This window comes from Muricoccus radiodurans (assembly GCF_050154705.1).
In the GTDB taxonomy this organism is placed as follows: domain Bacteria; phylum Pseudomonadota; class Alphaproteobacteria; order Acetobacterales; family Acetobacteraceae; genus Roseomonas; species Roseomonas radiodurans.
The window spans coordinates 68,365-95,277 of sequence record NZ_CP189562.1; the positions used below are offsets into that span (position 1 = coordinate 68,365).

General features: G+C 64.8%; 19 protein-coding genes. 8 read left to right on the plus strand and 11 right to left on the minus strand.

What is annotated here, in order from left to right; genetic code table 11:
- Positions 1-666: 666 nt before the first annotated feature.
- Complete coding sequence (locus tag ACP6CK_RS28860; protein WP_426960154.1) at positions 667-4,551, minus strand: beta strand repeat-containing protein; 3,885 nt, start codon at positions 4,549-4,551, stop codon at positions 667-669.
- A gap of 325 nt (positions 4,552-4,876) precedes the next feature.
- On the opposite strand from ACP6CK_RS28860, the gene ACP6CK_RS28865 reads away from it, so the two are divergent.
- Both ACP6CK_RS28865 and ACP6CK_RS28870 read left to right on the plus strand, forming a co-directional pair.
- Complete coding sequence (locus ACP6CK_RS28865) at positions 4,877-5,644, plus strand: DUF3489 domain-containing protein (RefSeq protein WP_426960155.1); 768 nt, start codon at positions 4,877-4,879, stop codon at positions 5,642-5,644.
- Positions 5,644-6,378: a recombinase family protein gene (locus ACP6CK_RS28870; RefSeq protein ID WP_426960156.1), complete on the plus strand. Its 735-nt coding sequence runs from the start codon at positions 5,644-5,646 to the stop codon at positions 6,376-6,378. Before ACP6CK_RS28865 ends, ACP6CK_RS28870 begins: the two co-directional genes overlap by 1 nt.
- A gap of 21 nt (positions 6,379-6,399) precedes the next feature.
- On the opposite strand, the gene ACP6CK_RS28875 is transcribed toward ACP6CK_RS28870, so the two are convergent.
- Entirely contained in the window at positions 6,400-7,410 is a 1,011-nt protein-coding gene (locus tag ACP6CK_RS28875; protein ID WP_426960157.1) for an SDR family oxidoreductase, read from the minus strand.
- A gap of 145 nt (positions 7,411-7,555) precedes the next feature.
- Here ACP6CK_RS28875 and ACP6CK_RS28880 point away from each other — a divergent pair, with 145 nt between their 5' ends.
- Positions 7,556-7,921, plus strand: a complete 366-nt coding sequence (locus tag ACP6CK_RS28880) for a recombinase-like helix-turn-helix domain-containing protein (RefSeq protein ID WP_426960159.1) — start codon at positions 7,556-7,558, stop codon at positions 7,919-7,921.
- A 239-nt stretch (positions 7,922-8,160) separates the two neighbouring features.
- Complete coding sequence (locus ACP6CK_RS28885; RefSeq protein WP_426960160.1) at positions 8,161-9,387, plus strand: alpha/beta fold hydrolase; 1,227 nt, start codon at positions 8,161-8,163, stop codon at positions 9,385-9,387.
- A gap of 374 nt (positions 9,388-9,761) precedes the next feature.
- Here ACP6CK_RS28885 and ACP6CK_RS28890 read toward each other — a convergent pair whose 3' ends face one another.
- Complete coding sequence (locus ACP6CK_RS28890; RefSeq protein WP_426960161.1) at positions 9,762-11,129, minus strand: hypothetical protein; 1,368 nt, start codon at positions 11,127-11,129, stop codon at positions 9,762-9,764.
- 357 nt (positions 11,130-11,486) lie between these two features.
- Between ACP6CK_RS28890 and ACP6CK_RS28895 the strand changes: the two genes are divergently transcribed.
- Entirely contained in the window at positions 11,487-11,948 is a 462-nt protein-coding gene (locus tag ACP6CK_RS28895; protein WP_426960162.1) for a recombinase family protein, read from the plus strand.
- Positions 11,949-12,107: 159 nt separating this feature from the next.
- Here ACP6CK_RS28895 and ACP6CK_RS28900 read toward each other — a convergent pair whose 3' ends face one another.
- Entirely contained in the window at positions 12,108-13,325 is a 1,218-nt protein-coding gene (locus tag ACP6CK_RS28900; protein WP_426960163.1) for an NAD(P)/FAD-dependent oxidoreductase, read from the minus strand.
- Between the two features lie 243 nt (positions 13,326-13,568).
- Here ACP6CK_RS28900 and ACP6CK_RS28905 point away from each other — a divergent pair.
- Both ACP6CK_RS28905 and ACP6CK_RS28910 read left to right on the plus strand, forming a co-directional pair.
- Positions 13,569-14,740 (plus strand): IS3 family transposase gene (locus tag ACP6CK_RS28905; protein ID WP_426954159.1). Its coding sequence is split into 2 segments (ribosomal slippage): positions 13,569-13,836 and positions 13,836-14,740, totalling 1,173 coding nucleotides; the frame shifts between segments, so codons are not numbered across the junction.
- Between the two features lie 569 nt (positions 14,741-15,309).
- Positions 15,310-16,073 (plus strand): IS5 family transposase gene (locus ACP6CK_RS28910; RefSeq protein ID WP_426960164.1). Its coding sequence is split into 2 segments (ribosomal slippage): positions 15,310-15,624 and positions 15,627-16,073, totalling 762 coding nucleotides; the frame shifts between segments, so codons are not numbered across the junction.
- 499 nt (positions 16,074-16,572) lie between these two features.
- On the opposite strand, the gene ACP6CK_RS28915 is transcribed toward ACP6CK_RS28910, so the two are convergent.
- The 5 genes from ACP6CK_RS28915 to ACP6CK_RS28935 form a co-directional block, all read right to left on the minus strand.
- Positions 16,573-17,280 carry a PEP-CTERM sorting domain-containing protein gene (locus ACP6CK_RS28915; RefSeq protein ID WP_426960166.1) on the minus strand — a complete coding sequence of 236 codons (708 nt, stop codon included), beginning with the start codon at positions 17,278-17,280 and terminating at the stop codon, positions 16,573-16,575.
- A 204-nt stretch (positions 17,281-17,484) separates the two neighbouring features.
- Positions 17,485-17,763 carry a hypothetical protein gene (locus ACP6CK_RS28920; RefSeq protein ID WP_426960168.1) on the minus strand — a complete coding sequence of 93 codons (279 nt, stop codon included), beginning with the start codon at positions 17,761-17,763 and terminating at the stop codon, positions 17,485-17,487.
- Positions 17,760-18,740, minus strand: coding sequence for an IS701 family transposase (locus ACP6CK_RS28925; RefSeq protein WP_426960169.1), 981 nt, complete (start codon positions 18,738-18,740; stop codon positions 17,760-17,762). The genes ACP6CK_RS28920 and ACP6CK_RS28925 overlap by 4 nt, the downstream gene beginning before the upstream one ends.
- 323 nt (positions 18,741-19,063) lie before the next feature.
- Positions 19,064-19,948, minus strand: coding sequence for a TylF/MycF/NovP-related O-methyltransferase (locus tag ACP6CK_RS28930; RefSeq protein ID WP_426960170.1), 885 nt, complete (start codon positions 19,946-19,948; stop codon positions 19,064-19,066).
- A 1,048-nt stretch (positions 19,949-20,996) separates the two neighbouring features.
- Positions 20,997-21,122, minus strand: coding sequence for a hypothetical protein (locus tag ACP6CK_RS28935; protein WP_426960171.1), 126 nt, complete (start codon positions 21,120-21,122; stop codon positions 20,997-20,999).
- Positions 21,123-21,946: 824 nt separating this feature from the next.
- Here ACP6CK_RS28935 and ACP6CK_RS28940 point away from each other — a divergent pair.
- Positions 21,947-22,471, plus strand: a complete 525-nt coding sequence (locus ACP6CK_RS28940; protein ID WP_426960172.1) for a hypothetical protein — start codon at positions 21,947-21,949, stop codon at positions 22,469-22,471.
- A gap of 1,204 nt (positions 22,472-23,675) precedes the next feature.
- On the opposite strand, the gene ACP6CK_RS28945 is transcribed toward ACP6CK_RS28940, so the two are convergent.
- Both ACP6CK_RS28945 and ACP6CK_RS28950 read right to left on the minus strand, forming a co-directional pair.
- Positions 23,676-24,269, minus strand: coding sequence for a PEP-CTERM sorting domain-containing protein (locus tag ACP6CK_RS28945; protein WP_426960173.1), 594 nt, complete (start codon positions 24,267-24,269; stop codon positions 23,676-23,678).
- Positions 24,270-24,568: 299 nt separating this feature from the next.
- The gene (locus tag ACP6CK_RS28950; RefSeq protein WP_426960175.1) at positions 24,569-26,446 is read right to left on the minus strand and encodes a hypothetical protein; all 1,878 of its coding nucleotides are present in this window, start codon (positions 26,444-26,446) and stop codon (positions 24,569-24,571) included.
- Positions 26,447-26,913: the final 467 nt, after the last annotated feature.

Genomic DNA, 26,913 nt, shown 5'->3' on the forward strand with positions numbered 1-26,913 from the left:
TGTGACCTTCCCTGGCCAGCTGGTGAGGGAACGCCTCAGGGATCGGCTCGACCAGAACCGGACCACCCGGTTAGGCGCCAGCTTCCCTCGGCGACAAAGCCTCAATCGCTTCCGTATGTTCTTCCCTTGGTCACACGCATCTTGGGCAGAAGCACGCAGTGCAAGTGCGCAGGTCTCCGTACGATTGTACTTGGATTCCCTGCCGAATTGAGCGAAGCGTCGATGGCGAGGGCATGACGCCAAGCCGCCACCCTGTCCCTCTTCCGGCAGGGCTTCGGGTCGTAGGACCCGGCCGATCTGGTCCGGAACAGGGCCCGACGATGACCCTCTCCGACAGGTAGAGCCTGCTGCTGGGCCATGTGAGCCAGCACTCCTTCGGGCTGGCCCGCGCCCCAGACCACCTCCAGGCCGCCGACCGCAACGCCGTTGTGCGCAGCCTGGTGAAGGCGGGATTACTGGCGGTGCGGTCCATTCAGCGCCGCATCGCCGCAGGACGCGTTCCGATTACCCAATGAAGTTCGCGTTCCACCCCAGCCAGCCGATGTCGCTTTCAGCATGAGCCGCCCCATGCCGGAGAGCGCCACCATGCGCGTCCGGTGCCCGCAGGGCCGGTGCCGCTCCAAACAGCAGCACCGGCCCTGCAGCAACCGCAGCCGCGATACCGGGTTAGGCCAGCGCGAGGATCGAGAGGTCGCTCGCGACGAGGGTCGGTGCCCCCGTCAACGTCGCGATCTGGATCCGCGCATCGGAGCCCGTGCCGTCCGCATCGAAGAAGAGCTGGCCGGTCACCGTGTTATAGATCAAGTGGTCGTCGGCATCGCCCGCCAACCCCGTCCCGTTGGCCACGAACTGCTCCGCGGCGAGGACACCTGGCGGAAGGCCACCAGCGCCATTCGCCGTCACCCAGAGCCGGTCGGTCCCGCTCACGAAGTCGCTGACCACGTCCCTGTCGGCACCGACGATGCTCAGCATGAAGGTATCCGCCCCGGCCCCACCGATCAGGACGTCGACCCCAGCCCCGCCATTCAGCGTATCAGCTCCCAGGCCGCCGGCGAGCACGTCACCGCCACCGCCACCGCTCAGGATGTCGGCTCCGGATGCGCCATAGATCTGGTTGGCCAGATCGTTGCCGGTGAGCGTCAGCCCCGCCGAACCCGCGACGGCCCGGAGCATCTCCACCTCCTCACCCGCGGCAAGGCTGAAGTTCGCGGAGGCATAGACCACGTCGAAGCCGCCCCCGGCCGCTTCATGCACCGTATCCAGTCCATCCACATAGAAGACATCGTCCCCGGCCCCGCCGGTCAGGTCGTCCGCACCGCCGTTGCCGGTCAGGATGTCCGCGCCACCACCGCCGTTCAGCGTGTCATTGCCAGCATCGCCATAGATGCGGTTGACCAGCTCGTTGCCAGTCAGCGCCAGGCCCGCCGAGCCCGCCAGAACGCGCAGGGCCTCGACGTCCTCGCCCGCACCCAGCGTGAAGCTCGCGGAGGCGTAGACCGTGTCGAAGCCGCCGCCCACCGCCTCGTGTACCGCGTCTCCGGTATCCACGTAGAAGACGTCATTGCCGGCCCCGCCGGTCAGGTCGTCGGTGCCGCCGCGGCCGATCAGGACGTCGCTGCCATCTCCTCCATTCAGCGTATCATCCCCGGACGCGCCGTAGATCTCGTTGGCCCGCTCATTGCCCGTCAGCGCGACGCCGACCGTGCCCGCCTGGACCCGGAGTTGCTCGACTTCCTGCCCGGCCGCCAGCGTGAAGCTGCCCGAGGCGAAGACAACGTCGTAGCCACCACCAGCGGCTTCGATCACCTGATCGGCCGCACTGTCCACGTAGTAGAAATCGTCGCTCAATCCGCCACTCAGGACGTTCGCGTTGCTGTCGCCAGCGAGAGCGTCGTTGAAATCTGAGCCAATCAGGTTCTCAATGCCTGACAGCGTATCGCCCTGCGCGTCCCCGAACTCGGCGAGCCCGAGGGCAAGGTTGACGCTGACGCGGCTGGTCGAGGTGGCGTAGGAGGCAGCGTCGGTGCCGTCGCCGCCGTCGAGGCTGTCCGCACCGGCTCCGCCGACGAGGATGTCATCTCCATCACCGCCCGAGAGCGTGTCGCTGCCACCGAGCCCACTCAGGGTGTCCGCTAAATCCCCGCCGACGATGGCCTCGCTGGCGGGTGTTCCATCAACCATCTCGGGGTTCATGTCGTTGATGGTCACCGTCAAGACCTGATCGAACGTGGCCCCTGCCGCGTCAGTAGTCCGGACCGTAACCTGGACTGAGGATGCTTGCTCGAAGTCAAGGCCGGCGCCGTTGAGGACGACGAGCTGAGATCCGCTGACCGCGAAGCGGCCATCGGGATCGACTAACGTGTAGGAGTAGATGTCTCCTACGTCTGCATCCACTGTACTGAGGGATCCGATGACAGTGCCAGCTGCGGCAGCCTCGTTGACGGTCCCGCCTGAAAGACCTACGGCCGTAGGAACATCGTTGACGGACGTCGTGATCACCGATGTCGTGCTGTCCGTCGAGGTATCAATCCCGTCAGAGACCGACAGACCAAAGCTCGTGGTCACAGTCGAGCCGGGGGCCACTTGGTTTGCTGTCGGCGTGAACGCGAGCGCCCTCAAGGCCGCCTGTACCTGCGCTGCCGTACCAGAGACGGTGTAGGTCAGACCGTCGGGCGAAAGGGAGCCGCCACTCAGGTTCGACAGTGTCCCGTTCGCTGCTGACAGCGTCACCGTGGCTGTCTCGGTCTGTCCTGCCTCAATGTCCGCCACCGTGACGGATGCGAACGGCGAGATCGATGCCTTGTCAGTCAGGGACTGATCTGCAGCAGTGCCAGCAATTGTCGGAGGACTGTTGGCAATCTCAACCTGCGTGCTGACGCTGCTGCTCCCGCCATGTCCATCCGTGACGGACACCACGATGGTGCGGGGCAAGTAGCTCGGAGCAGTGGAGCTGCTGTTACGGTAAGTCAGCGCCTGAAGAAGCGATGATACGCTGGCGGCGGTGGCACTTGCGTTCAGATCGACCAGCAGATTAGATCCGAAGTTGGTCGCGTTCGTGGTGGCGATGGTGCCGACGACCACTCCACCCACAGTCACGGTGCTGTTCGTTGCCGTGCCGTTTGACAGGGTCACCGAGCTGTCAAAGCCGAGTATGTCCTGCGCAGTGACAACGTTGGTGGTAACCGATATGGCTAGGGTGCCGCCGGCGAAGCCCGCAGCCCCGATGTCGGTCACTATAGCCCCCGCTCCGGTGTCAATATTCACGGCGGGGCCGCCGGCGACGAATGTGGCTATATCTCCAGCGAGGTCATTGAGGGCAGGAGGCGTCGCCGCCACCGCATCGAATGTGAAGGTCTTGGCAGTGATATCGAGGGCGCTCGCTACCCCCGGGGTCACTTGGGTCTGCCAGGAAACCATCAAGGTATTGTCGCTTAAGAGCGCCAAGTTGGCCGTGATCTGGTTGGCAATGACGACATCGTTCGCAACGATGGAGGAACCTACGGCGACCCCATTCTCGTCAAACTGCTTGAGCTTAATGTCCGTGCCCCCGGCAGAGCCGGAGGTGTATCCCACGACAAAACCGCCTGTCGGTAGGGCGACAACGGACGGAACGTTCTGATTGCCAATCTCCTGCGCGTCGTTGATCAGGAACGTGGCAGAGCTCGTGCCTGTGACCGGATCGAAGATTGCGCCCACGACAACCTGCGGCTCCAGCGTGGAACCGTCGCCGCCAAAACCTGATCTTTCGGTCCAGACGACGATCATTCTCCCGTCACTCAGCTCGGCCGCCCTGACGCTGAAATCCGGGGTTGAGCCACCAATCTGGAATGGTCCACTCGTGACCACTCCTGCATTGTTCCTCAGGGTCGCATACACCTTGCTGCTCGGGGTATCGATCCAGAAGGTCACAAAGCCACCAGCTCCTCTCGCGGCGACGAAACCGTATGGCTGGTTGCCGGCTGCAGTGCTGATCTGAAACTCGCTGGCGGTTGGTGTTGTGCCCGCTGCGCCAACGGTGATGATGGACCCGTACTGATCTGTTCCCTGTCCACCGGTATTCCGCTGATCGGCCCACTGCACGGCAAAGTTGCCGTTGGAGAGGGCGGTGACGGTGGCATTGTCCTGAGCTTGATTGACGTTGGTATGGACGAGAAACTCGTTACCGGACTTTGCCACCACCGAAGCGCCGTCCGAGGTGAAGTATTGCGCCCGGATGTCGCGACTGCGAGTGCCGCTGGACACGAGTGATCCGTCGTTGAATGTGACAAGGAAGTTGTCGCCATTGACGGCGACATACGGTTGGCTCTGCCCCAGGTTCGTGGTCGTATTGATCAGGAAACTCGTGAGCACTTCACCAGTCGGCGTGAGGATGGCGCCGCGAACCGAGCTGGCACTCGCATCGTCGGGCCGAGGAGCGTAGGGCGAAAAGGTGTTGTCGACCCAAACGGCGACGAGGTTGCCGCTGGCAAGACGGGCGATTCCCGCGCTCTGCTGAGCGCCATCCGTGAAGGGTGTGTAGCTGAACTGCGAACCGTTCGCGAAGATAGCCATTTTGTCTGCAGCTCCGGCAGCGTCAATTAGTATCAAATGTTAATTGAACGTGGCTTTGAAAGCAATTTGGCGTGCAGCTTCGAGCGGAGTGGCTCACTTTTGAGACACTATCGCGATCAGTCCGTGTATGTGTGCGGCAGGTTGGGACGTCTCACATAGCGGAGCAGCCGAGAGGGGGAGCCTCATTGTCTTGCTTGTCTTTCCCGCTGAACAGAGCGAAGCCTTACGGCACGGCAGGTAGAGAGCGCCGCCACCCCGCTCCTCTCGCGGCAGGGCTTCGGGTCGTAGGACCCGGCTGATCGGGTCCGGAACCGAGGGCCCAGCTATGACCACACTGTCAGACACACAGAGCCTGCTGCTGAGCCAGGCGAGCCAGCACCCGCATGGGCTGATGAAGGCGCCTGATCACCTCCCGGCCGCGGCCCGCAACGCGGTGGTCCGCAGTCTGCTCAAGGCCGGGATGCTGGAAGAGATCGCCGCACCGACCGAGCACCACGACCTGGGCTGGCGGCAGAACGAGGACGGGACGCTGATGGCGCTCCGGATCACCGAGGTCGGGCTGCGCGCGCTCGGCATCGAGCCGGACGGCGGAGAGGCCTCACCCACGGCTCAGGAAGGCACCGGGCTGAAGGCACCCACCCCTGCCGCAGCCACCCAAAATGCGCCTGCGGTAGCCGTAGGGCGTCCCTCCCTGCGCGATGCAGCCGGGGCGGTGCTGACGGCCTGGGACGCCGGCGACGACCGCCCTGACCTGCCAGCAGCACTGGAGGCCCTGCGCGCCGCCCTGACTCACCTCACCACCACCCGCCAACCTCGCGACCCTGCCGCCCCACGCCGCCCCCGCGAGGGCACGAAGCAGCAGGCAGTGCTGGCCCTCCTGCGCCGCCCCGAGGGCGCCACCATCGCCGACGTCATCACAGTGACCGGCTGGGCCCAGCACACCGTCCGCGGCTTCCTGGCCGGGCTGAAGAAGAAAGGGATCAGCAACACGGTTCTGGAGCGGGTCCGGCAGGTCGGACCAGGCAAGGAGGGGGTGAAGGGCAGCTACAGCATCTACAGGGTGGTGAATCCCGCGCCGGTGGAGGCCGGCTGATGGCCCTCCGCCGCCCCCCGACCCAGCCCCGCTACGCCGTCGCCCTCTACCGGGTCTCGACCGCCGAGCAGGGCCACTCCGGCCTTGGTCTCGAAGCTCAGCAGGCGAGCGTCCGCGCTTTCGTCGAGAGGGAGGGCTGGACTCTGGTGGCCGAGCACCAGGATATCGCCTCGGGCAAGGACGACCGCCGTCCTGGGTTCCAGGCGGCGCTGACCCGCTGCCGCCAACTCGGGGCGGTGCTGGTGGCGGCGCGATTGGATCGGATCACCAGGCGGGCCCACACGCTCTCCGGCCTGTTGGAGGAAGGGCTGTCGATCCGGGCGGCAGACATGCCCGGAGCGGACGACCTGATGATGCGGGTCTACGCGGCGATGGCGCAGAAGGAACGGGAGCTGATCTCGGAGCGCACCAGGGCGGCGCTGGCGGCGGCGCGGGCCAGAGGGGCAGTGTTGGGTGGAGACAGGGGGTGGAGACCACCGGTGCCGCCGTGTGCCCGGTCGGCGGCGGCGTCACGGGCGGAGCAAGCCACCCGCACGGCCCACCGTCTCTTGCTGGAGGTGGAGGCGCTGCGGGGCGAGGGGATCACCACCCACCAAGGAATTGCGCGAGCCCTCACCGCAAAGGGGGTGGCAGCCCCACGCGGGGGAGGGGTTTGGACCCACACCACCGTCGCTCGGCTTCTGACGCGCCTCGGGGGAGACGCCGCATTTCAATGCGCTCAACCGAACTGCTAAAGCCTTATGCCATCCGACCGCTCAGGGCTGTCCGCTGCCGCCAGAAGAGCCGTAGATCTGGCCCGTGGCGAAGCTCGCGTCCGCCGCTGCCAGTTGCACGTAGATTGAGGCCAGCTCCGCTGGCTGGCCAGGCCGGCCGAGGGGTGTGTCGCCTCCGAAGGTCTTCAGCTTCTCCATCGTCGCCCCGCCCGAGACCTGGAGTGGCGTCCAGATAGGGCCAGGTGCCACTCCGTTCACGCGGATGCCCTTCGGCCCGAGCTGCTTGGCGAGCGACTTGGTGAAGTTCATCTCCGCCGCCTTGGTCAGCGCATAGTCCACGAGATTGGCCGAGGGATCAAAGGCCTGCTCGGACGTCGTCTGGATGATGGCAGAGCCGGGGCGCAGATGGGGAAGCGCCGCCTTGGTCAGCCAGAACATCGCATAGACGTTCGTTTTCATCGTCGCGTCGAAGTCCTCGCTGGAGATCTCCTCCAGGCTCGGCCGCTGCTGCTGGCGGCTCGCGTTGTTCACCAGAATGTCCAGCCCACCCAGGCGCTCCACCGTCGCTGCGACAAGCTGGCGGCAATGAGCCTCGTCGCGAATGTCTCCGGGCAGCGGGAGCGCGACCCGGCCCTCACGGCGGATGAGTTCGACGACCTCCTGGGCATCGGGCTCCTCGGCAGGGAGATAGCTGATCGCGACGTCAGCCCCCTCGCGCGCGAAGGCGATGGCGGCGGCCCGGCCCATGCCGGAATCTCCGCCTGTCACCAGGGCCTTCCGGCCTGCAAGCCGCCCAGACCCGCGATAGCTTGCCTCGCCGTGGTCGGGCTTGGGTGTCATCTGGCCGGCCAAGCCGGGCCAGGGCTGCGACTGCTCCTGGAAGGGCGGCCGAGGAAAGCGGCTGCGGGGGTCGGAAAGGAAGGCCGATCCTGGTGCGGCTGCCGCCGGGGTCTGAGCCGACGCGGGTGTCGCTGCGACCGCCGAGATCACGCCGGCTCCCGCAGCGGCGCCGACCATACTACGTCGCGACATGCGGCTATCATCCTGATCCATAACCATCCCTTCCGTCACCGGTCACGCTTCCGGTTGGCCGTGCGTCTTGCAGGTCCGTGCTGCCCTGCATTCCGATCCGAACAGCCGACCGACGGAGCGGTTGCGACGGAGCAACTCCCCAGTCGATGCCGCACCGGGCAAGGCAATGGCGCAGAAGGAGCGGGAACTGATCTCGGAGCGGACCAGGGCAGCACTGGCGGCGGCACGGGCGAGAGGGGCGGTGCTGGGCGGGGACAGGGGGTGGAGGCCCCCGTCACCGCCGTGTGCTCAGTCAGCGGCGCAGGCGCGGCGGGAGGAGGCGGAGCGGGCAGCGCACCGGCTTGCCCTCGAGATTGAGCGGCTCCGGACAGAAGGTATCGTTGGACAGGCGGCGCTGGCACGGGCGCTCAACGTGCGAGGGGTGCCGACGCCGGCCGGACGGGGTGCGTGGACGCATACGACGGTGGCGCGAGTGATGGGGCGGCTTGGGGCGTCGCTGGCTTTTCAAGAACAAGCGATGATAGTCGGTTGATGGCGGAACATGGCTCAAAATGGCCGGTTTGCATTCGACACGCTGGCAGGCGGAATCGGACACTCACTCCACAAAGTTTATTCGCCACATCCGATCGAATCTTAGCCCTTGAGCGCGAACCGCAGGATCCGGATCTCGGGTGACAAGGCCATAGTTTAAACGGGCGCTTGCGCCTGATCCTCATCGATTAGAACATTCTCGGCTGGGTGTGGTTCGACACCCCGGCGGAGGAAACAAACATGAATATCATGGCATTGCCACATCCACGTTGGCAGGACAGAGGCCGGCCGCGCGGCGTCTTGGGTCCACAGATGCGACAGTTCGCGATGGGACTGGCGCTAGCGGTGGCCTGCGGCGTCTCGCAGGCAACAGCGCAGACGTCTTCCGTCCAGACCTGCCAGCTTGGCGACTTCCGCCTGGAGAGCGGCGCGGTCATCCCGAACGCCCGGATGACCTACATCACACATGGCACGCTGAACGCCGAGCGCAGCAACGCCATTTTCTCGATCCACGGTCTACGGGGCAACCGAGATGCGCAAAGCTTCCTGGCCGGGCCGGGCCGCGCCCTGGACACGGACCGCTACTTCGTCATCCAGCCCGACACGCTCGGGGTCGCCTCAACGGACCCGAACGCCACCACCTCGCCGACGCGATCCGGCATGAACATGAATTTCCCGCGCTTTACCCTGCGCGACATGGTGGATGCCGAATACCGGCTGGTCACCGAATGCCTGAATATTCGTCACCTCGTCGCGGTGACCGGCATCTCGATGGGCGGCAACGGCGCGCTGCAATGGGCAGTCAGCTATCCCGACTTCATGGACGCGGTGATCCCGGTCGTACCGATGGCGCAGGCCAGCCGACAGACCGCGTTCATCTGGGAACTTGCACGGCAGGCGATCATGCTCGATCCCAAGTGGCGTGACGGGGCCTACCCAGCAAACGACCCGCCCCGGCGGGGTGTCGGCGTCGGCATCAACATTCAGAATGCTTTCGGCTTCTCCTCCGAGAGCTTTGCCGACATGTTCCGCGACCGCGCCGCGGTGGACCGCTTCGTCGCAACATCGTCAGAGCAGCTCGGCGCCAGCACGGATGCGCGTGACTGGGTCTACCGGACCTGGGCGATCGTAGACCACGACATCGCGGCGGGGCCGCCATTCAACGGCGACCTGCGCGCGGCGGCACGATCCATTCGCGCAAGGCTGCTGCTCATCCCGAACTGCTTCGACCAGCTGCACACGCCGGGGGCCGGCGGGGTCATGGAAGTTGCAGCGAACGCGCCAAACGTCAAGATCGCTGATATCGACGATGTCCTCGGCCACAGCGGTAACTCCTCTCCGCGCGGCGTCACCGTGATCACGGCAGAGGTGCGGGATTTACTGCAGCGTATCTCCGATGGCCGTCCGGGCTTCAGTGGCTCGCGCATCCCGCGGCACTGGATTCGTGAGGATCGCTGCCCGGGGTAGGCGCGGGGCAGCAAGGTCCGCTGCTGAAGGCGGCGCTGGCAGCGGCCAGGGCGCGTGAGACAGTGCTGGGCAGAGATCGGGGATGGCGGCCACGGGCGCCGCCGTGTGCCCAGGCGGCGGCCTGGGCACGGAAGAAAGCGGCGGAACGGGCGACGCACCGGCTGGCGCTGGAGATTGAGCGCCTTCGGATGGATAGCGTACTGGGGACAGGCGGCGTTGGCGCGGGCGCTGAACGAGAGGCAAGTGCCGACGCCAACGGGGCGGGGTGCCTGGACGCATACGACCGTGGCGCGGGTGGTGGGGCGCCTGGATCAGACATCCTCTCCGCTCCTCAATACGCCTTCTTCACTGAATGAGCCCTTAGGCGCGTAAGTTCAGGCGATCGGCTGATCCGACCAACGTCCGGACGGTGGGGGCGGCGGCGGTTGCGGTGCCGGCTGGCTTGGCGACCCCGGCCGACCTGGCACTGCCGGGGCGGACCGAGGCGGCGTACTGTCGGGCCAAAGCATCTCCTCGTCCTGCCCCCAGTCAGGCGGCGGTGGAAGGTCGTCTTCGGTCGGCTCCGTGTCAGGCGGCGGGTTCTCCAGGGATTTCCTCAGATCGGCGATCGCCTCGTCGTCCATCTCATAGTAGTCCCTCAGCTTCTTCTCGTCCGGCAAGCCGTCCAGTTGTTCCACCTCCTTCTTCAGTTCCTCCATCTTTTCCTCAAGGCGATCCATCTCCACGGCGATCTGACCGACCATGAGGCCGCCCTGCACGCCGAGACTCAGTGCAGTCCCACCGACACCGCTCACCGCATCGCCTAGATGCAGAAAGTCGGACGCGACATCGCCGATCGCGAGCCCGATGCCAGACATGCCGCGCGCGGTGTGACCACGCATGATATCCTCGGCTCCTGCCATGGCATCCTTCATCGCGAAGCCCCAGCCCACCAGTGGCACGAGCGACGCGACACGCCCAGCTGCCTTCTTCGCAGAGGCGCGCAGCAGCATCTTTCCAATGGCCTTGGGCATCGCCTTTCCCAACGCCTGTCCAGCCCGCCGACCCACCGCCTTCCCAGCGCTGCTCGCGGCACCCTTCTGAGTGGCCTTACGGAGTGCACGCAGCTCGGCTTCTGCCGCCATCTTGCGGAAGCGCGTGGCTGCGGCCTTGGCCCGGAGGCGGCTGACCAGCTTGGGTCGCACCACGTCCGCCGCCTTATTCATGTCGAGAAAACGGATGCCGCGTTTGGCCAGCGCCTCGGACACACCTTTGGAGTTGCCGAATGCGTTGGAGATGGCCAGCGAGCAGCCCGGTGGCCAAGGGGCGCCGCCGCGCAGCGCCTTCAAGACACCCTTCATCTTGCGCAGCGCCTTGTTCGTCTCCTCCAACGCCGCGGCCGGAAGCCCCTTCCTCCCCGCCTCGATGTGCGCAATCTGCTTCTCCAGATTGCCTTCCAGGTTTTTCGTGATGGCGCTGGCACTCGCCACGTTGCCACCCTTCTTGAATGACTTGTTATCGTAGATCAGCAGTTCCTGTGTCTTCGGGTTCCACGCGACGCCGTCGAAGCCAGGTGCGTTGCCGGCATGGCCCATCGATCCACCAGGGCCATCGAGGATGACGAAGCCCCGCTGGCCGAGCCAGAAGCCGGCACTCTGCTCACCGATAGTGCCCTTCGTAAGTCTTCGGCCGACCTTCTCCCATTTGCCGGTCTCCGGGTTCCATTGATTGGCGCCTTTCGGCTTCGGGATCGGCTTCGACATGAGCGGTCTCCGCTACTTGCGATACGAGAAGGTGGCCGATTTCTCGGAGGCATTGTCGCGACGTTCTATGAAGCATCCATGCTGACAGACATCAGCAGGGCAGCAGGGCGATTGGCCAATAGCGAGAGCGGTGGCGCTTCCACGACGTGTGTCTGCCCGATCAGAGCAGACATCTTTCGTCGAGAAGATCATGCTGGCAGCAAATGTCACGAAGGGAATTGTGGCGTGTGTCGCGTGCGGTTCGTTCAGTCTGAGCTACTCGGGTAGCGATACATGCTGTCAATAAATGGACACCTGCATCGCGGGAATTGAGTTCGGGCCGCGCTGACCCGCTGCCGGCAGCTTGGGGCGGTTCTGGTGGCGGCGCGCCTCGATCGGATCACCCGGCGCGCCCACACCCTCTCTGGCCTGCTGGAGGAGGGGATCTCGATCCGGGCGGCCGACATGCCCGGCGCCGACGACCTAATGATGCGGGTCTACGCCGCGATGGCGCAGAAGGAGAGGGAGCTCATCTCCGAGCGCACCCGGGCCACGCTGGCGGCGGCACGGGCGCGCGGGGCTGTCCTGGGTGGGGATCGGTGGTGGAGGCCGCCCAGCCCGCCGTGCGCCCAGTCAGCGACCCAGGCGCGGCGGGGGGGAAGCGGAGCGCGCAGCACACCGGTTGGCGTTGGAGATCGAGAGGCTCAGGTCGGAGGGTATCGTTGGACAGGCGGAGCTGGCACGGGCGCTCAACGTGCGAGGGGTGCCGACGCCGGCCGGACGGGGTGCGTGGACGCATACGACGGTCGTGCGGGTGCTATGCAGATTGGGTATTCATGACTCTCAGCCCTATCCAAGCAGTCTGCGCGATTGATTGCCGCCGGCACGCTGCGCTGGCCGTCCGCAATTGTCGCTGAACTCGCACCTCAACTCCAGCGATGCTTCCCTGCCGGTTAGATAGAGTAGGCATCTGCAGGTCGATTGAAGGTCGAATCCGAATTACGTCGAGGCTACAGCGACAAGCTTTTGCGCGGAAATAGCGGTGTCAGCGAGCACGGCAGGATCGATAGCACGGCCCATTCGTATTAAGCGTAGGCCAGCAGCAACCTCTCGGCCTGCATTGAGGCCTGCAACACCGATCACCCGGCCGTCGGTGGCTAGATAGAAGGCGCTGACTGAACCAGCCCCGGACGACCGGCGCAGGACGGTCCGCGTACTCCCTGCATGCGTTCCCGCCATCTGGATGTTTGTGCCGTGTTGATCGGACCAGAACCAGGGCACGTCATCGTAGGTAACATCTACCCCTGCCGCCGACCGACCGACGATGGTTCCGTGCTGTTGTGCATGCCGCCAGGATTCTTGACGGACGTATATGCCGAGCTGTGCATCGTGGTAAGCAGCAACCTCGCCCGCGGCATAGACGCCGGGCACACTTGTTCTTCCCGCCGCATCTGTAAGGATGCCGTCGGCAACGTCTAAACCCGCTTCGATGGCGAGCGTCGAATTCCGTTCAATGCCGATACCGGCGACCACGACGTCCGCAGGGAAGGACCGGCCGTCCGAGCAGTGAACCTTCCCGTCCTGGATACTTTCCGGTTTGGTACCTAGTGCGAGTTCGACGCCAGCATTGAGGTGAAGGGACCGGACGAGAGTCTCCATGTCTGGCGACAACGATCGCGCCATCACGGCCGAGGCGAGCTCGATCACCACCACGCTGCAGCCTCTCGAACGGGCTGAGGAAGCGACCTCCAAACTAATCACGCCGGCGCCAATGCAGACGACCCGTGCTCCTGGATAAAGCTCCTGGCGCAGCCGCCGCGCATCTTCGGCGGTCCGCACAGTCCGGACCACCTCCGCGCCAGGAATCGCAAGGCGTCGCGCCCGGCTACCAGTAGCCAGAACTAGACGGTCGAAGCCCTCCCTACGTCCCCCGGCGAGATGCAGGCACCCCGCCTTAGGATCGAGCCCGACGACCGCCGTTCCTAGAAGCAGATCGATCCCCGCCTCGGAGTAGCGATCAGCGGTGAAGAAGAGGTCGAGGGCGGGCGGCTCAGGCGCGGAGAGGAGCGCCTTGGACAGCGGCGGCCGTTCATAAGGCAGGTGGCCCTCGTCGCCGATCAGAAGAACCCGCCCCTTGAAGCCCGCATCCCGCATGGCCATCGCAGCATAGGCCCCAGCCTGCCCGGCCCCAATAACGACGTTCACCCCGGAGGTCATACCTTGGCTCAGAGGCTGGCCGCGGGAAGGGCTGCAACGATCTGGCCATCTCGGATTTCGCATGCATACGCGACCAGATCGACGGAGATCGGAGCGCACAGAGCCTTCCCGGTCCGCACGTCGAAGCGGCCGGCATGAAGGGGGCACTCGACCTCGCAACCCTCCAGCCAGCCATCGTGACCTTCCCCCGTAGAAGCGGTCCGCCGGTCATGTGACCCGGCGGGTGTTCTGAGGAGGCGGGGAATGGGTCGGAAGAGGACGCACACGCCGGAGGAGATGGTAGCGAAGCTGCGGCAGGTTGAGGTGCTGACAGCCCAGGGCAAGACGGTTTCCGAGGCGGTCCGGACGATCGGGGTGACGGACCAGACCTACTATCGCTGGCGCACCGAGTTTGGCGGCCTGAAGCTGGACCAGGTGAGGCGGCTCAAGGAGCTGGAGCGGGAGAACGCGCGGCTCCGGAAGGCGGTGTCGGACCTGACCTTGGACAAGGTGATCCTGAAAGAAGCGGCATCGGGAAAATACTGAGCCCCGCCCGTCGTCGCGCGGCAGTGGGGCATGTGATGCAGCAGCTCGGCGTGTCCGAGCGGAGAGCCTGTGCGGTGCTGGGGCAGCACCGCTCGACCCAGCGCAAGGTGTCGCGCGCAGCAGATGACGAGGCGGCGCTGACGGCGAGCATCACTGGCCTGGCGCGGCAGTACGGGCGCTACGGGTATCGACGGATCACGGCCCTGCTGCGGGCCGAGGGTTGGGGCTGCAACCACAAGAGGGTGGAGCGGATCTGGCGCCGTGAGGGGCTGAAGGTCCCAGCCCGGCAGCCCAAGCGCGGGCGCTTGTGGCTGAATGACGGCTCCTGCATCCGGCTGCGCCCCGAGAGGCCGAACCAGGTCTGGGCTTATGACTTCGTCGAGGACCGCACCCGGGATGGGCGAAAGTTCCGCATGCTGAACGTGGTGGATGAGTTCACCCGCGAGTGCCTGGCGATCCGGGTCGGGCGTCAGCTTAGGGCTGCCGACGTCATCGACGTGCTGTCCGACCTGTTCATCCTGCGCGGCACGCCGGGCCATGTTCGTTCAGACAATGGGCCCGAGTTCGCCGCCACCGCGGTGAGGAGCTGGATCAACGGTGTCGGCGCGAAGACGGCATTCATCGAGCCCGGCAGCCCGTGGGAGAACGGGTATGTCGAGAGCTTCAACGGCAAGCTGCGAGACGAGCTGCTCAACAGGGAGATGTTCAATACGCTGGCCGAGGCCAAGGTTCTGATCGAGCAATGGCGCTGCCACTACAACACCGTCCGCCCACACTCCTCGCTGCGCTACCAACCGCCGGCGCCAGAGGTCGTCCTGCTGCACCACCTGACCCTACCACCCGGCCACAGCCTCTCCAGCTCCAGCAGGGTCCTGCCCATGCGCCACTAACATCCCGCCCGGAGCACCTCGTGGGGGCTTGTCAGGAGCTCCCGAAGCGACGTGGCGTCGCTTCGGAAAATGCGGCCGCTTGTTGCCGGCCGGTGCAAATGGGCATCGGTCATACAGGCAGGAGACGAAAGCTGTGGCGGCCGCCTCAACATCACAGGTTAACGGCGCTCAGAGATCCCAGGGCATGAACATCCGAGCGAACGCACGACCGCCCGCCCAGGGGGAACCAGGCGGGCGGCGGCAGAAAGGCAAGACGCCCCGGTCAGGACGGGGCTGTGCCGTAACGAGGATCGGGTGGGGCGGGTTGCCGTGCGCCTCGGCCAGTAAGTGGATCCGATCCTTCAGCTATCCGTTGGAATGTTTTACGAACGCATCCAACCTGTTCGAAGGTCCTCGCAGAACGCGTGAAATTTCAATACGATGTCGGGATGGCATTACGTCTGCAGTCCTCATGGTTTGCACCAGGATTTCCTTGGTGGTCGGCTTTGAGGAGGGCTAGGCTCAGGACCCATTAATCTGCTTGCGCCGGAGGGCGTGGGTGTGATTCTGGGCTTGGCGGAGGTCCCGCCATGCCCGCTCCGCCCTTCCTGCTGACGGCAGCGCAGATGCGCCGCCTCGCGCCGCACTTCCCGCTCTCGCACGGGGTGCCGCGGGTGGACGACCGACGGGTGTTGAGCGGGATCATCTACGTCATCCGCCACGGCCTGCAGTGGCGCGACGCCCCTGCCGCGTACGGCCCGCACAAGACGCTCTACAACCGCTTCGTCCGCTGGAGCCGCATGGGCGTGTTCGACCGCATCTTCGCAGCCCTGGCCGCTGAGGGTGGCCCACCGGCGCGGTTGATGATCGACAGCACGCACCTCAAGGTCCACCGCACTGCGGCCAGTCTCCTCGAAAGGGGGCTTTTACCCGCTGTCTCGGCCGTACCAAGGGTGGCTTAAACTCGAAGCTCCACGCCGCCTGCGACGGCGAGGGACGGCCCGTGGTTCTGTTGCTGACGGAAGGGCAGATGAGCGACCACCGCGGCGCGGCCCTGATGCTCCCCCGCCTGCCGCCCGCCCGCGACCTCATTGCGGATCGCGGCTATGACAGCCGCCGCTTCCGGGCCGCGCTGGAGGCCAGCGGCACCACGCCCTACATCCCGTCGAGCCGCAAGCGAAAGGTGCCGTTCCCGCACGATGCGACGCTCTACAAGCAGCGCCACCGCATCGAGGCCATGTTCGGCCGCTTGAAAGACTGGCGCCGCATTGCCACCCGCTACGACCGATCAGCACACACCTTCTTCAGCGCTATCACGCTCGCCGCCACCGTCACCTTCTGGCTCGGGCAATGAGTCCTGACCCTAGAGATTGGCCTTCGGATCGTGACCGGAGAGAATTCATCGCTGACGTCCGGGACGAGCAGGGGCGGGTGATTTATACCGTGACCCATTCGCTGGTCGGACGCTGGATCTGTTGAAGTACGGTACGGCGAGCCTGCTAGGCGCGGGTTTGTGCAGGCAGCAGACGCTGTCGTGCCACATTTGTTGATGGCTTCGTGGCGTTCAGCCCTGCAGAATGGCACCGCTGCGGCGGCGTGGATGGGACACGCAGTCCTCGGCCCGTTAAGCTTGTTCTGGGTCGAGCGGGTCGAGGGTCGGTCGGTTGATGGTTGGAACCCTCCGCTGATCTAGCCGATCTCAAATTCGGCCCGCAGCGTCTATCTGGAATCCGACAATTATGTTCCCACACCGAGTGTGGATGTGCGTCCGCTCATCCTTCGTCGGCCATACTCAATGAGCAAATAAATGAGGGCGGCGGACGAGCCGCCCTCCGGTCCGTCGAGCCGTAGACCTAAGACCGTCGGCGCCTACGGGCCGCGAACCCGAGACCAAGCAGGCCCGCGCCGAACAGAGCCATACTCGCCGGCTCGGGTACAGGCACCTGGGTCGTGTTGAACGCGACGTTGTCGAACTCGAAAGCGTATGACGTGGAGGTCGCAACCACACGGTTAAAAGACAAAGTCGAGTTGATGTTGACGTAATAGGTCCCGTTGACGCCCTGGTCCCCGTTCGCAGCCGCCGTCACATCAGCGCCGGTGAGGACGCCGACCGACGTCGCTCCATCGAAGAACTCCAGTCGATTGTAGGCGTCCACCGACCCCCAGAGGAGCCCGAAGTATTGCTGCAGGGTCGTGAAGACCAGTTCCACCTTTGCGGATCCAACTCCGCCAGCCGTCGAACCGGACGTGATGTATGTCGTCCCATCCGCGCCGCTGACAGTGTTGTCGCCGAACGGAAGGCCATTGCTGTTCGATATGAAAGGCGCGGCATAGAAGCCGTTGGATGCTCCCTGCACCGCCTGAGCATCCGGGGTGAAGTTCACCGAAAGGCCGCCGCCCACAGCCCCGCCCGCTGCACCCAGCGGCAGGCTGTCGAAGCTCTCATAATTCACTCCCGTCGGGGCTCCGCCGACAAGCGCATTGAGCGTCAGGGCGGCATGCGCCGGTCCGCCAAGCGCGAGGGCGGCTACCGCGCTCAGGAGTGCGTACTTGATTTTCATCTGAATAGCGTTCCTTGCGTTGCAGGCCGACTCACCGGCCCAGAGCGCAGAGAGCAAGGCTCATTCCATCGTCAAAATGTAACATAATTAAAGCGTTACGCCCCGTCGAAACCTCTCATCCAGCGAGATGTAAGAGATGCCGACAAGGATGACGTGTGACGAAGCGACGTCCGGCAAGGGTGACACATAAGGCGCCGGCTAGCACTACTTTGGTAGGTGTGGTTCAGGCGGCGTGCTGATGGGCTCGCCGCAGTGCGGGCAGCGCGGCGGCGAGCGTGCGCGCAGCAACTGGTCGATGATGGCGGCGCGAACGGCGGGCAGGCCCGGCTGAGGTGGTGGTCCGGCGCGGCTTTTTCCCCGCGTCCCCGCGGCGAGACGGCGGTGCTGGAGGAACGCGTAGGCGAGCATGGCCATCAGCGCGTGTCGGTGCAGGCCTGTCCAGGAGCGGCCCTCGAAGTGGTCGAGGCCGAGTTCCTCCTTCAATTGTTGGTGACCTGCTCGCAGGCCCGCGCGCCTTGATGGTGGCCGCGAAGGTCTTGAGAGCCGTGTCGGCGGGCAGGTTGGAGAGGTAATACTTCGTCTCGCCGGACGCCCGACGCTCGCCCACGACCCAGGCCGTCTCGCCGGGAAGGTGCTGCGCGGGCCTGCCGCCGATCTGCTGCGCCGGGCCGTCGGCAACCCGGATCCGGGCGGCGGCGAACTGGGCCGAGAGCCGCCCCTTCGTGCCGCGCCGCCAGGTCACCTGCCGCCACGTCGCCTCGGCCAGGACCGCTACGGCGGAGCGCGAGAGTTGATCCGGCTCGCTCAGCTTGCGGCGACTGCCTCCAGGGGGAGTCACCACGGCGACATTGGCCGGATAGACTTTTGAGGATGCGCGGGATGCCGACGGCCCAGCGCAGCCCCCTCTCGCTCAGCCCGGCCCGGAACGCCGCGCTCGTGCCATAGCCCGCATCGGCCAGCACGGGGCCGAACCGCACCCCGGTCGCGACGGCGCGGTCAATCTCGGCGAGCGCCATCTCGGGCTTGCTGCGAGGCGCACGCCGGTCACCGGGCACGCCCGCCTTCTCCAGACGCGCGGCATCTCCCGTCCACTCCTCGGGCAGGAACAGCCGCAGCGCGATGGGAACCGGCACCTCGCCGCGCGCCAGGGTGAGTGAGACGAGCGTCTGACAGTTCGCCGTCTTGCCCAGCGCCGAGGCGAATTGCGGCGCGACGCCGACGGAGCACATGCCCTTCTTGGGCAGTGCTGTATCGTCCACGATGAGGAACGCGCCCCGCCCGCCCACCAGCCGGTCTGCCTCCCGCAGCAGCGCCGCCTCCAGCGGCCCCGCGTCCCAGGCCCCAGCCGCGATGAAGTGGTGCAGGGCATCGTGGCTCGGCAGCCCCAGCCGCTCCGCCATCGGCTGGATGCTCTTGCGCTCCCCGGGCCCGATCAGGCCCGCCACGTAGAGCGGACACATCGCCTACCGCGCCGGGTGCCCGAGCGCTTCGAGCAAGGGCCCCAGCCACTGCTCCAGCTCGCCCCGCCGCACCCGAGGCCATCGCCGCATCCGTCCAGATCAGGACGAGAAAGCGTGCCGCGTCGCCCCGGGTTCCGCCACGTCTTCCAAGGTAGTGCTAGGCGACACTCAGGCCATCAAATTCCGATTGCGGGTCGCCTAAGACTGTCAAACAGTTACAACAGACGGTAGCCGAGGCTACGCTCGGCCGGTGGAGGAAGTTACGATGGCAAAAATATCAGAGCCGGCTACGGCAAGACAGTAAGAAGAAGCCGACGTACGTCTTAAGCTTTTCGCCAGAAGATGCCAGTCCAGTCCACTGTCTCGATCGGGTCCGTGATCCCGCGGGCAGCTCTGAAATCATTTATCGCCGCGCGACAAGGAGGGAGGCTATAATCATCCACGATGACAAAACCGCCCGGACTAAGGCGATCATAGAGCGGCTCCAATACCTGCATCGTCGACGCGTAGAGGTCGCCGTCCAAGCGCAAGACCGATAATCGATCGACAGGCGCGCTTGGCAGGGTGTCGGCGAAAAAGCCTTCGAGGAAGCGCACACGCTCATCGAGCAGAGCGTAGGCTCGGAAGTTTGCCTCCACCTCGGATCGCGAGATGGCGAGCTGATCCATGGTGGAAAGGTCAAAATCGCGGTCGGCGGGGTAGCGCTCCGCGTCGGGCGGCGGCAGGCCTTGAAAGGAATCTGCGAGCCAGACTTGGCGTGTCATGTCGCTATACGCGGCGAGGATGCCGCGCATAAAGATTGATGCTCCGCCGCGCCAGACGCCTGCCTCTAGTAGGTCGCCGGGGATGCCGTCACGAAGGACAGCTTCGACGCAGCTCTGGATGTTCTCCAATCGGCGCAGGCCGATCATAGTGTGAGCGCGAGGCGGCCAGTCGGCGCCGACCTCCCGCAACTCACGAACTTGAGCGCTGGCGAGGCCCGCGTGGCTGGCAAATGGAGTGCGCTGATACTCCGCGACGATCAGACCGAAACGTTGGGCGACCTTATCGGCTAGCCGGACAGCTCTTCGGAGTAGAGGACGTCGCGCCGCAGTACCTGCTGGGACGGCGTTCGCCAGCGGGTGCTCCGCATGAATAAGGTCAGTGAGGCAGCGCTTCAGCAGGTCGAGATAGAGATCAACGGATGCAAACTGGGCAGGGCCGCTCATTCCGAATCGCTCCATTCCAAGCAGCGCATGTGTAACTCGCAAGGATCATAAATGCGGACGAAGACTAGGAGGCGCTATTCCTTCTTTCATCCAGCCACCCGAGACCAGCAGTCCACGCCGCGGCGATGAAGCTAAACGGGGGGGATGGGACTAACCGCCTAGTCTCACGCCGCCCCTTAATGCCTCGAGGTCGATCACCGTCCGCCAAGTCTCGCCAAGCTCGCCGGCCTCAATCCGGGCGGCGGCCGCCGGAGGTACGCCGGCACGTCGGCCAGGGATAGGAACGAGAGAGGCGCAAGAGCCCTCTCCTCGGACGTCGCCTAGAGGAAAGACTACCTACTCATGCTGCTTCGGCAGTTCAGATTGCGGGCGGAGCGTTGGTAGCGAGCCAGCAGCGAACTTTATACCGGCGTCACGGAAGGCCCGCTTCAATGACCACACAGTCGAATACCTCAAAGCTTGGAGCCCAGCCTCGAACTTCCTAACCGTTGCGAAACTGAGGTGGGCTTCGACGGCGAGGCGCTGGTCAGTCCAGGCTAGGAGGCGCCGTGCCTCCCTACACTCGTCCGGCGTCATCTCAAGAACAGCCTTTGTTTTCGTCTGCATCGATCGCCAGCTCCGTGCTCACAAGCCGATAAACGGAGTTTGCCCGTCGCCATGACCCATCATCTACCGCTTAGACTTGGCCCCTACGTGCGAAATGCGAATTGGCCGCATTTCATGCGACACTTGGCGCTTCCACGCCCAGCCGAACCGCTCCAGGACTACCCCACCCCCCGCACCCGCGACTTCAGATCACTCCGCAGCCCTTCCAGTATGCTGGTGAGGTGCTCTGTCATGGCGTCTGTCAGGGCAGACGCGGCGGTGAGCACCTCCCTAAGCACCGCTGGCGCGATAGCAGCAGCCATTGGCGCAACCACCTTCCCGACCTAGCCTTCGAAGATGCCCTGCAGCTTCGACGGGGAGTGTTAGCGACGACAGCCGAGCCTGCGAACTTGCAGTGGAGTCAGTCGAGCTCGCTATCAACCAGGGCTGCCTTCACGAATATTCAGTCGGCGCCGACGGAAAGTTCCTTCAGCGCCAGGACGATCCGGCCGGCCGCGCGCCCGCCGCCTCCGGCGAAGTGCGGGAGGCTGTCCGCCTTCCCCTTCCGCAGATAGGCAGCTGTGCGCACGAGCGTGGCCGACAGCGAGGGTGTGCTGAGACTACCGGAATGCACCAGAATGTCGGGGTAACCACTGAGCTGGCGGTAGCGGCAAATTACTTAGCTAGACGGAATGAGAAGAGCTATCATTTGCAAGGTGCGGCGGCGTGGATGGGACACGCAGTCCTCGGCCCGTTAAGCTTGTTCTGGGTTGAGCGGGTCGAGGGTCGGTCGGTTGATGGTTGGAACCCTCCGCTGATCTAGCCGATCTCGAATTCGGCCCGCAGCGCCAACGTGCGTCATGGTCCGACCACTTGGGCCGGTATCATCGTCCGAGCATAGACGACGATCAGCCCACTTTCGGCGGCCTCTGCTTAGGCCAATGATCAAGTCAGTGATCACGTAAACCCGTCGCCCCCTCCCCGAACGGGAGGTGGCTGCGGACAGTCACAAAGGGGAAAATCGACAACCCGATCCGGCCTGTTCCGGAAATCAGGCGAGTCGAGCCGCTGACCCGGGCCAGGCTGGTGAAGTGGAAAGGGTCACCTGGGCCCGGTCGGCATGCTGGGCGCGGAGATCAGATCGGCCGGAGCCGCTCGGACGGCTTGGGGTGGGTGAACGCGCCTTTCGCATAAACCTCAGGAGCAGCCCTGAAAGGGAAAATACGTGGTGTTATAGACTGGCCAGGATCTCGGCCTGATGAACAGGGCACCGAATTTTCCAGTCCCCTTGATCCTCCCCCGGGGACAGCGCGTACGATCCCATCGTCATGCGAATGCGGGGCGTGAGAACGCGTCGAAGGGGGATAGATGAGCCGAGCAAGGGGCCGATCGTGGTTAGCGGTCTGTTCACTGGTGGTCGCCGCCGCCGTTGCGTTGCCGCCGGTGGCACAGGCGAACATCATTTTGCCGGATGAGGACGAGATCGTTGTCGAGCTCAGCCTGTTTTTCGAGCGTGTCCGGCATAGCTTCTCGGATGTGATTTCGGCGCGGGCTCGTGGGCGCGCCGACCTGCCCGCGTCCCATGGCCGCCTTCTAGTCACTGTTGTCTGCCAGAAGGATGGCATTCACAGCCACCCCGATAGCCGCGTCCCGAATGGCGCGCCCCACCTGAGCGTCGAACTACAGGGCAACGAGTTCGACATTCGAAGAGGGGCGAGCGGAGCTGAGGTCACACGAGTTGCACGGCGTGACGATGATGGTCCGCCCATCACAGAAGAGACCCCGGTCGCTGGGCGAAGGCTCATCGCTCCCACGCTGAACCTAGAGACAATGCCCTCAGCCATGACGCTGCTTCTTTATCTACAAGACCGAACTCCGCTGATTGTCACGATCAATGGCCTCCGCGAGCATCTGCCCCTCATAATGTCGCACTGTTAACTGCTTAACAGCGGATCGGCTGGCTCGTCCTCCCATCTGACGGGAGATGGCTACTGGCAACTGTTGTTCACCCGCTCCTTGCTCGCCGTGTTAAGCAAAAGGGAAGCCGACCTCGCTTCCATCACAGCAGTTCACGAGCGGCGCGGCATTGTTCCGCAGCACTGGTTACGCTCTCTACAGACTCACGTGACAGGGCTCAACGCCCTCTCGATACTCCAACCGCGGCCCAGTCGCTTCAGCAAGGTTGAGTACAGTATGCCCGTCCGGTCGGCGGCCTCACGAAGCGTGAGCTTGCGTCCTCGGTAGACGATGATCCAACGTGGAACTCCGCGGCGTGGTATCCCTGCCGCCCAGGCGGCGTTGCTCGGCCCAAACGGACGCTGTAGGTCGGTACGGACGAGACGATGCTCACCGCTAGGCCGGGGGCCGACGCAGGATAAAAATGTCTCAAACCCGCGCTTACCCTGCCAAGCCCGGACAACCCGATGCTCTCCGCGGCGCGCCTTCTTATTCATTGTCCGCCACGCCTCGTATTCCGGCGAGTAGCCGCGCGACGTTCGGCAGCCGTGCTTGGTGCGAATCTCTCGCGTGACGCGCACCTTCTCGCACCCGCAACTGCGCGTCCAGCCTCGCCTAAGCAGGTCTTGTCGCACCACTGTTTCATGACCGCAGTCGCACTCACAACGCCAACGGCGATGAGAGATGACCCCTCGCCAAAGATATGGGGCGCCCTCTTTGACAACAGTCAAAAGCCCATGACGTTCACCGAGTGCGATCATCGGCGCGTCCAAGGTCCCGGAGGTGATGCGCCCTTCAGCCTCACGCCGGGTGCGTCGCCATCCATGAACTCAACGCCTGCAGTTTCCAGCGCCTTGCGAAGATCGTCTATAGTAGACTTCCTCGACTGCCAACTGCCGGTCTCGAATCCGTATACAGAACTGCTATTGCGCCCGGCAAATATGGCAAGTCGCGGCTGGCTCCAGCCGAGCAACCGGCGTGCGGCACGGCATTGATCAGGGGTCATGCTTCGTGCCAGTGCCTTTCAAGCCGTGCGGCAAGCGACCGGGATCGTTCTCGGTGAACGAGACACCCGCTGCCACCAAACAGCCTCGTCGGCGACGAAGCCGTGTGCCTCATTATCGCCGAGGCTGTGACCGATGACGGGGAAAGCTGCCATGAGGTCGCGCAAACGGTCGCCGGCAGATCAGGTGGCCCGCTGCTTGCGCCGACGCAGGGCGCCAAGCCCGAAGACCCCCGCACCGAATAGGGCAATCGACGCCGGCTCGGGAACCGCGACGACCACAGCCGTACCGATTATCTGGTTGCCGGTCCTGCCCTCGTTCTGAGCCGAAGGGCTATTAAACGCCTCTGGTGTGACGCTCGCGCCTTGGAAGCACTCTGCCGACACCGAGGCATTGCAGTAGTAGTGGGTGCCCGAGAACAGCCCTTGTTGGAACAGGGCGTACGCATTGCCGACGGCGCTGAAGTCAAAGAACAGATTGGTCAGAGTAGCCGTCAGCGCAGAGCCAACCACCTGGACCACGCTGTCATTGCTCGTGATGACATAGGTGGCCCCGACTCCGTTCAGGGTGAGACTGAAGCCGGTGATACTGGCCTGATTGATCACCCCGACCGAACCATCTGTCTGGACGGTACCGATGACGCTCCCCGCCCCGATTGGCTGATTGAGTGTGTAGGTGATCGGGGCGGCGCTTCCGACGCTCGTGCCCAGGAGCGACGCTCCTACAACCAGGGCCACAAGAGCCCCGCCACTCTTAGCCTTCGAATTCAACGACATGATCCAGCCCCTATCCACCTCAGAATCTTGAGGCGCCAATGTTTGCTTCACGACTGATGGGCAAATTCCGGACCAAGAACGAAATATCAACGAAACCAGCAACTTATTCATCTTCTCAGATGGTTTCGAAGTAGAATGTAAAATCATTCGACACACCGGAACGGCTGGTTAGATTCGCCGCACCGGTGCCGAGGGTGCTGCGGGGCGTGAAGCTCCTATGGCCGTGAAGGGTCGCGGCAGGAGCTTCGAAGCCCCGGCCGACACCCCAGCTTCCCGGTACGGCATGCTGAACACGGGCCTTAGAAAATAAAGTCGGACGCGACGAGGTTGCCGGACACGTCCACGGCCTGCACGACGATCCGCAGATCGGCCGACCCCTCTCCGGCGTCCGTCTCGACCAGGAAGCGGCCGCCACCCAGCGCCTCGGACCGCAGCTCCGGCCCGGTGCCGCTGAAGCCGACATTGCCGATGAAGCGGTAGCCCAGCCCGCCGAGCAGCGGGGAGAAGTCGACCAGGTCGCCCTCCCCGCGGGAGAAGTCGGCGATCAGGTCCACTCCCGGCCCGGGCGTGCTGTCGGTGAGCGAGGCGAAGACGAAGCGGTCCGTCCCGGCGCCGCCGACGAGCACGTCTGCCCCGCCGCGGCCCAGCAGGTAGTCGTTCCCGGTCCCGCCGATGATGACGTTGCTCCCGTTGTCGCCCACCAGCACGTCGTTGAAGGCGGAGCCGGTGAGGTTCTCCACCTCGGTCAGCACGTCGCCCGCGGCGTCGCCGCCCACGCCGGCCGTGCCGCCGAGATAGGCCGCCACCCCGGAGCCAGAGGTGAGGTAGTCCACCGTATCCAGACCGGTCCCGCCGATCAGGGCGTCCGCGCCGCCGCCGCCGCGCAGCAGGTCCGCGCCCGCCCCGCCGATCAGCACGTTGGACCCGTTGTCGCCCAGCAGCGTGTCAGCAAAGGCGCTGCCCGCCACGCGCTCGATGTTGGCCAGCACGTCCCCGGCGGCATCCCCGGTGTAGCCAACGCCGAAGCGCAGATCGACGAAGACGCCGGACGTGGAGGTCGAATAATCCGCCGTGTCAGGCCCCGTCCCGCCGTCCAGGGTGTCTGCCCCCGCGCCGCCTCGCAGGAAATCGTCCCCAGCTCCGCCGGTCAGGATGTCGCGGCCGCCCAGGCCGAACAGCGTGTCGTTGCCGCTTCCACCCGTCAGGGTATCGTCGTTCGCGGTGCCGATGCGGCTGATGCCCGCAGTCGGAGCCGGAGATGCCTTCCAGGGCGAGGAGGTGTCGAGCTCGGGCTCGGTCGTGAGGGTGGTGGTGCCCGAGACGATCGCCGGCCCGTTGGTCATCTGCGCGCTCGTCAGCCCCTGGACGTCGTTGCCGGTGACCTGGGCGGTGTAGGCCGTCTGGTTGAGCAGCAGCCGGGTGCTGACCGAGGTGAGGTCGTTGTCGACGAGGTTGTCGCTGATCTTCAGGGACGAGCCGGCGTAGGGCGTGCCTTCCCCGCCGAAGTGGATGATTGCGGGGTTCTGGCTGTTCGCCCCCTGCTGGATGACGTTGCCGGAGATAACCGCGTTGCCGCCGTTCGGCAGGTCGATGCTGTAGCTGGCGTTCCCGGAGTTGTCGTAGATCCGATTGTCGGTGATCGTGTTCACATGGGCCCGGCTCTTGATCTCGTGCCCGACCACCGCGTCGTGGAAGTAGCTGTCCTCGACGGTGAGCGAGGCGATCTCGCCGATATAGATGTTGTGGGTGCGGCCGTCGCCCCTGCCGTTATGAGCGAACTCGGAATCCTGGATCGTGATGTGGCCGTTCGCTACGGGATTGCCGAGGATCCCGTTCTCGTTGTCGTGGAAGTAGGAGTTGGTGACCGTCAGGTTGCCGGCCTGGTAACGGATGCCGGCACCGTTCCCGTCCGGCACATGCGCACCGGAGAAGGAGAGGTGGTCGACCGTCACGTCCGTGTTGGTCGTCAGGATCGCCTTGCCGTTCGGCGGGGCCACGGTGGCGACGAGGTTCGCCATGCCGCCGACGCCCTGGATGGTGATCTTGGTCGTGATCGTGGCGAAGTCGTTCACATAGGTCCCGGCCTGGACGGCGATCGTGTCCCCGTCATGCGAGGCGGCGACGGCGGACGCGATCGTCTTGTAGGTCTGGGTGGCACCGACATTCAGGATGGCCATACGCGTACTCCTTCGGGCGGCGGCACCCGGTGCCGCGCCCTCCCCCGTTGCGCTCCTTGAAAGAAAGCGCGTGTTTTCCCCTGGCCTGCGGACGCCATGCGTTACCGCAAGCCGCTTGAGCTAACGGTCCAGCCGACAGCCGCGCAACCGCCAGTGGCCAAGCTGGTCACGACCTCGCGCACTTAGTGTGTTCACGGGTTCTTGATCGGGAGAAATCAGGAATAATGTCCGAATAGCGTTCTAGACACTGAACCCGAATTGGAGGGCGCGGAGCTTCTCGGAGTTAGCAATCGTGGCGACAGGATCACCTCTGGTGCCGGAAGGGGCAGTGGAGCGAGGAGTGCATGCGGACCGCATTGTAGCGCCTGTCCCACCGCTCAATTTGGGCGGTGCGCGGTCCGCTTTGCGTGCTGATGGTGACGTGCGGCTGCGAGCGGAAAGCGGTGGTGCCGATCGCCGGCATCGTG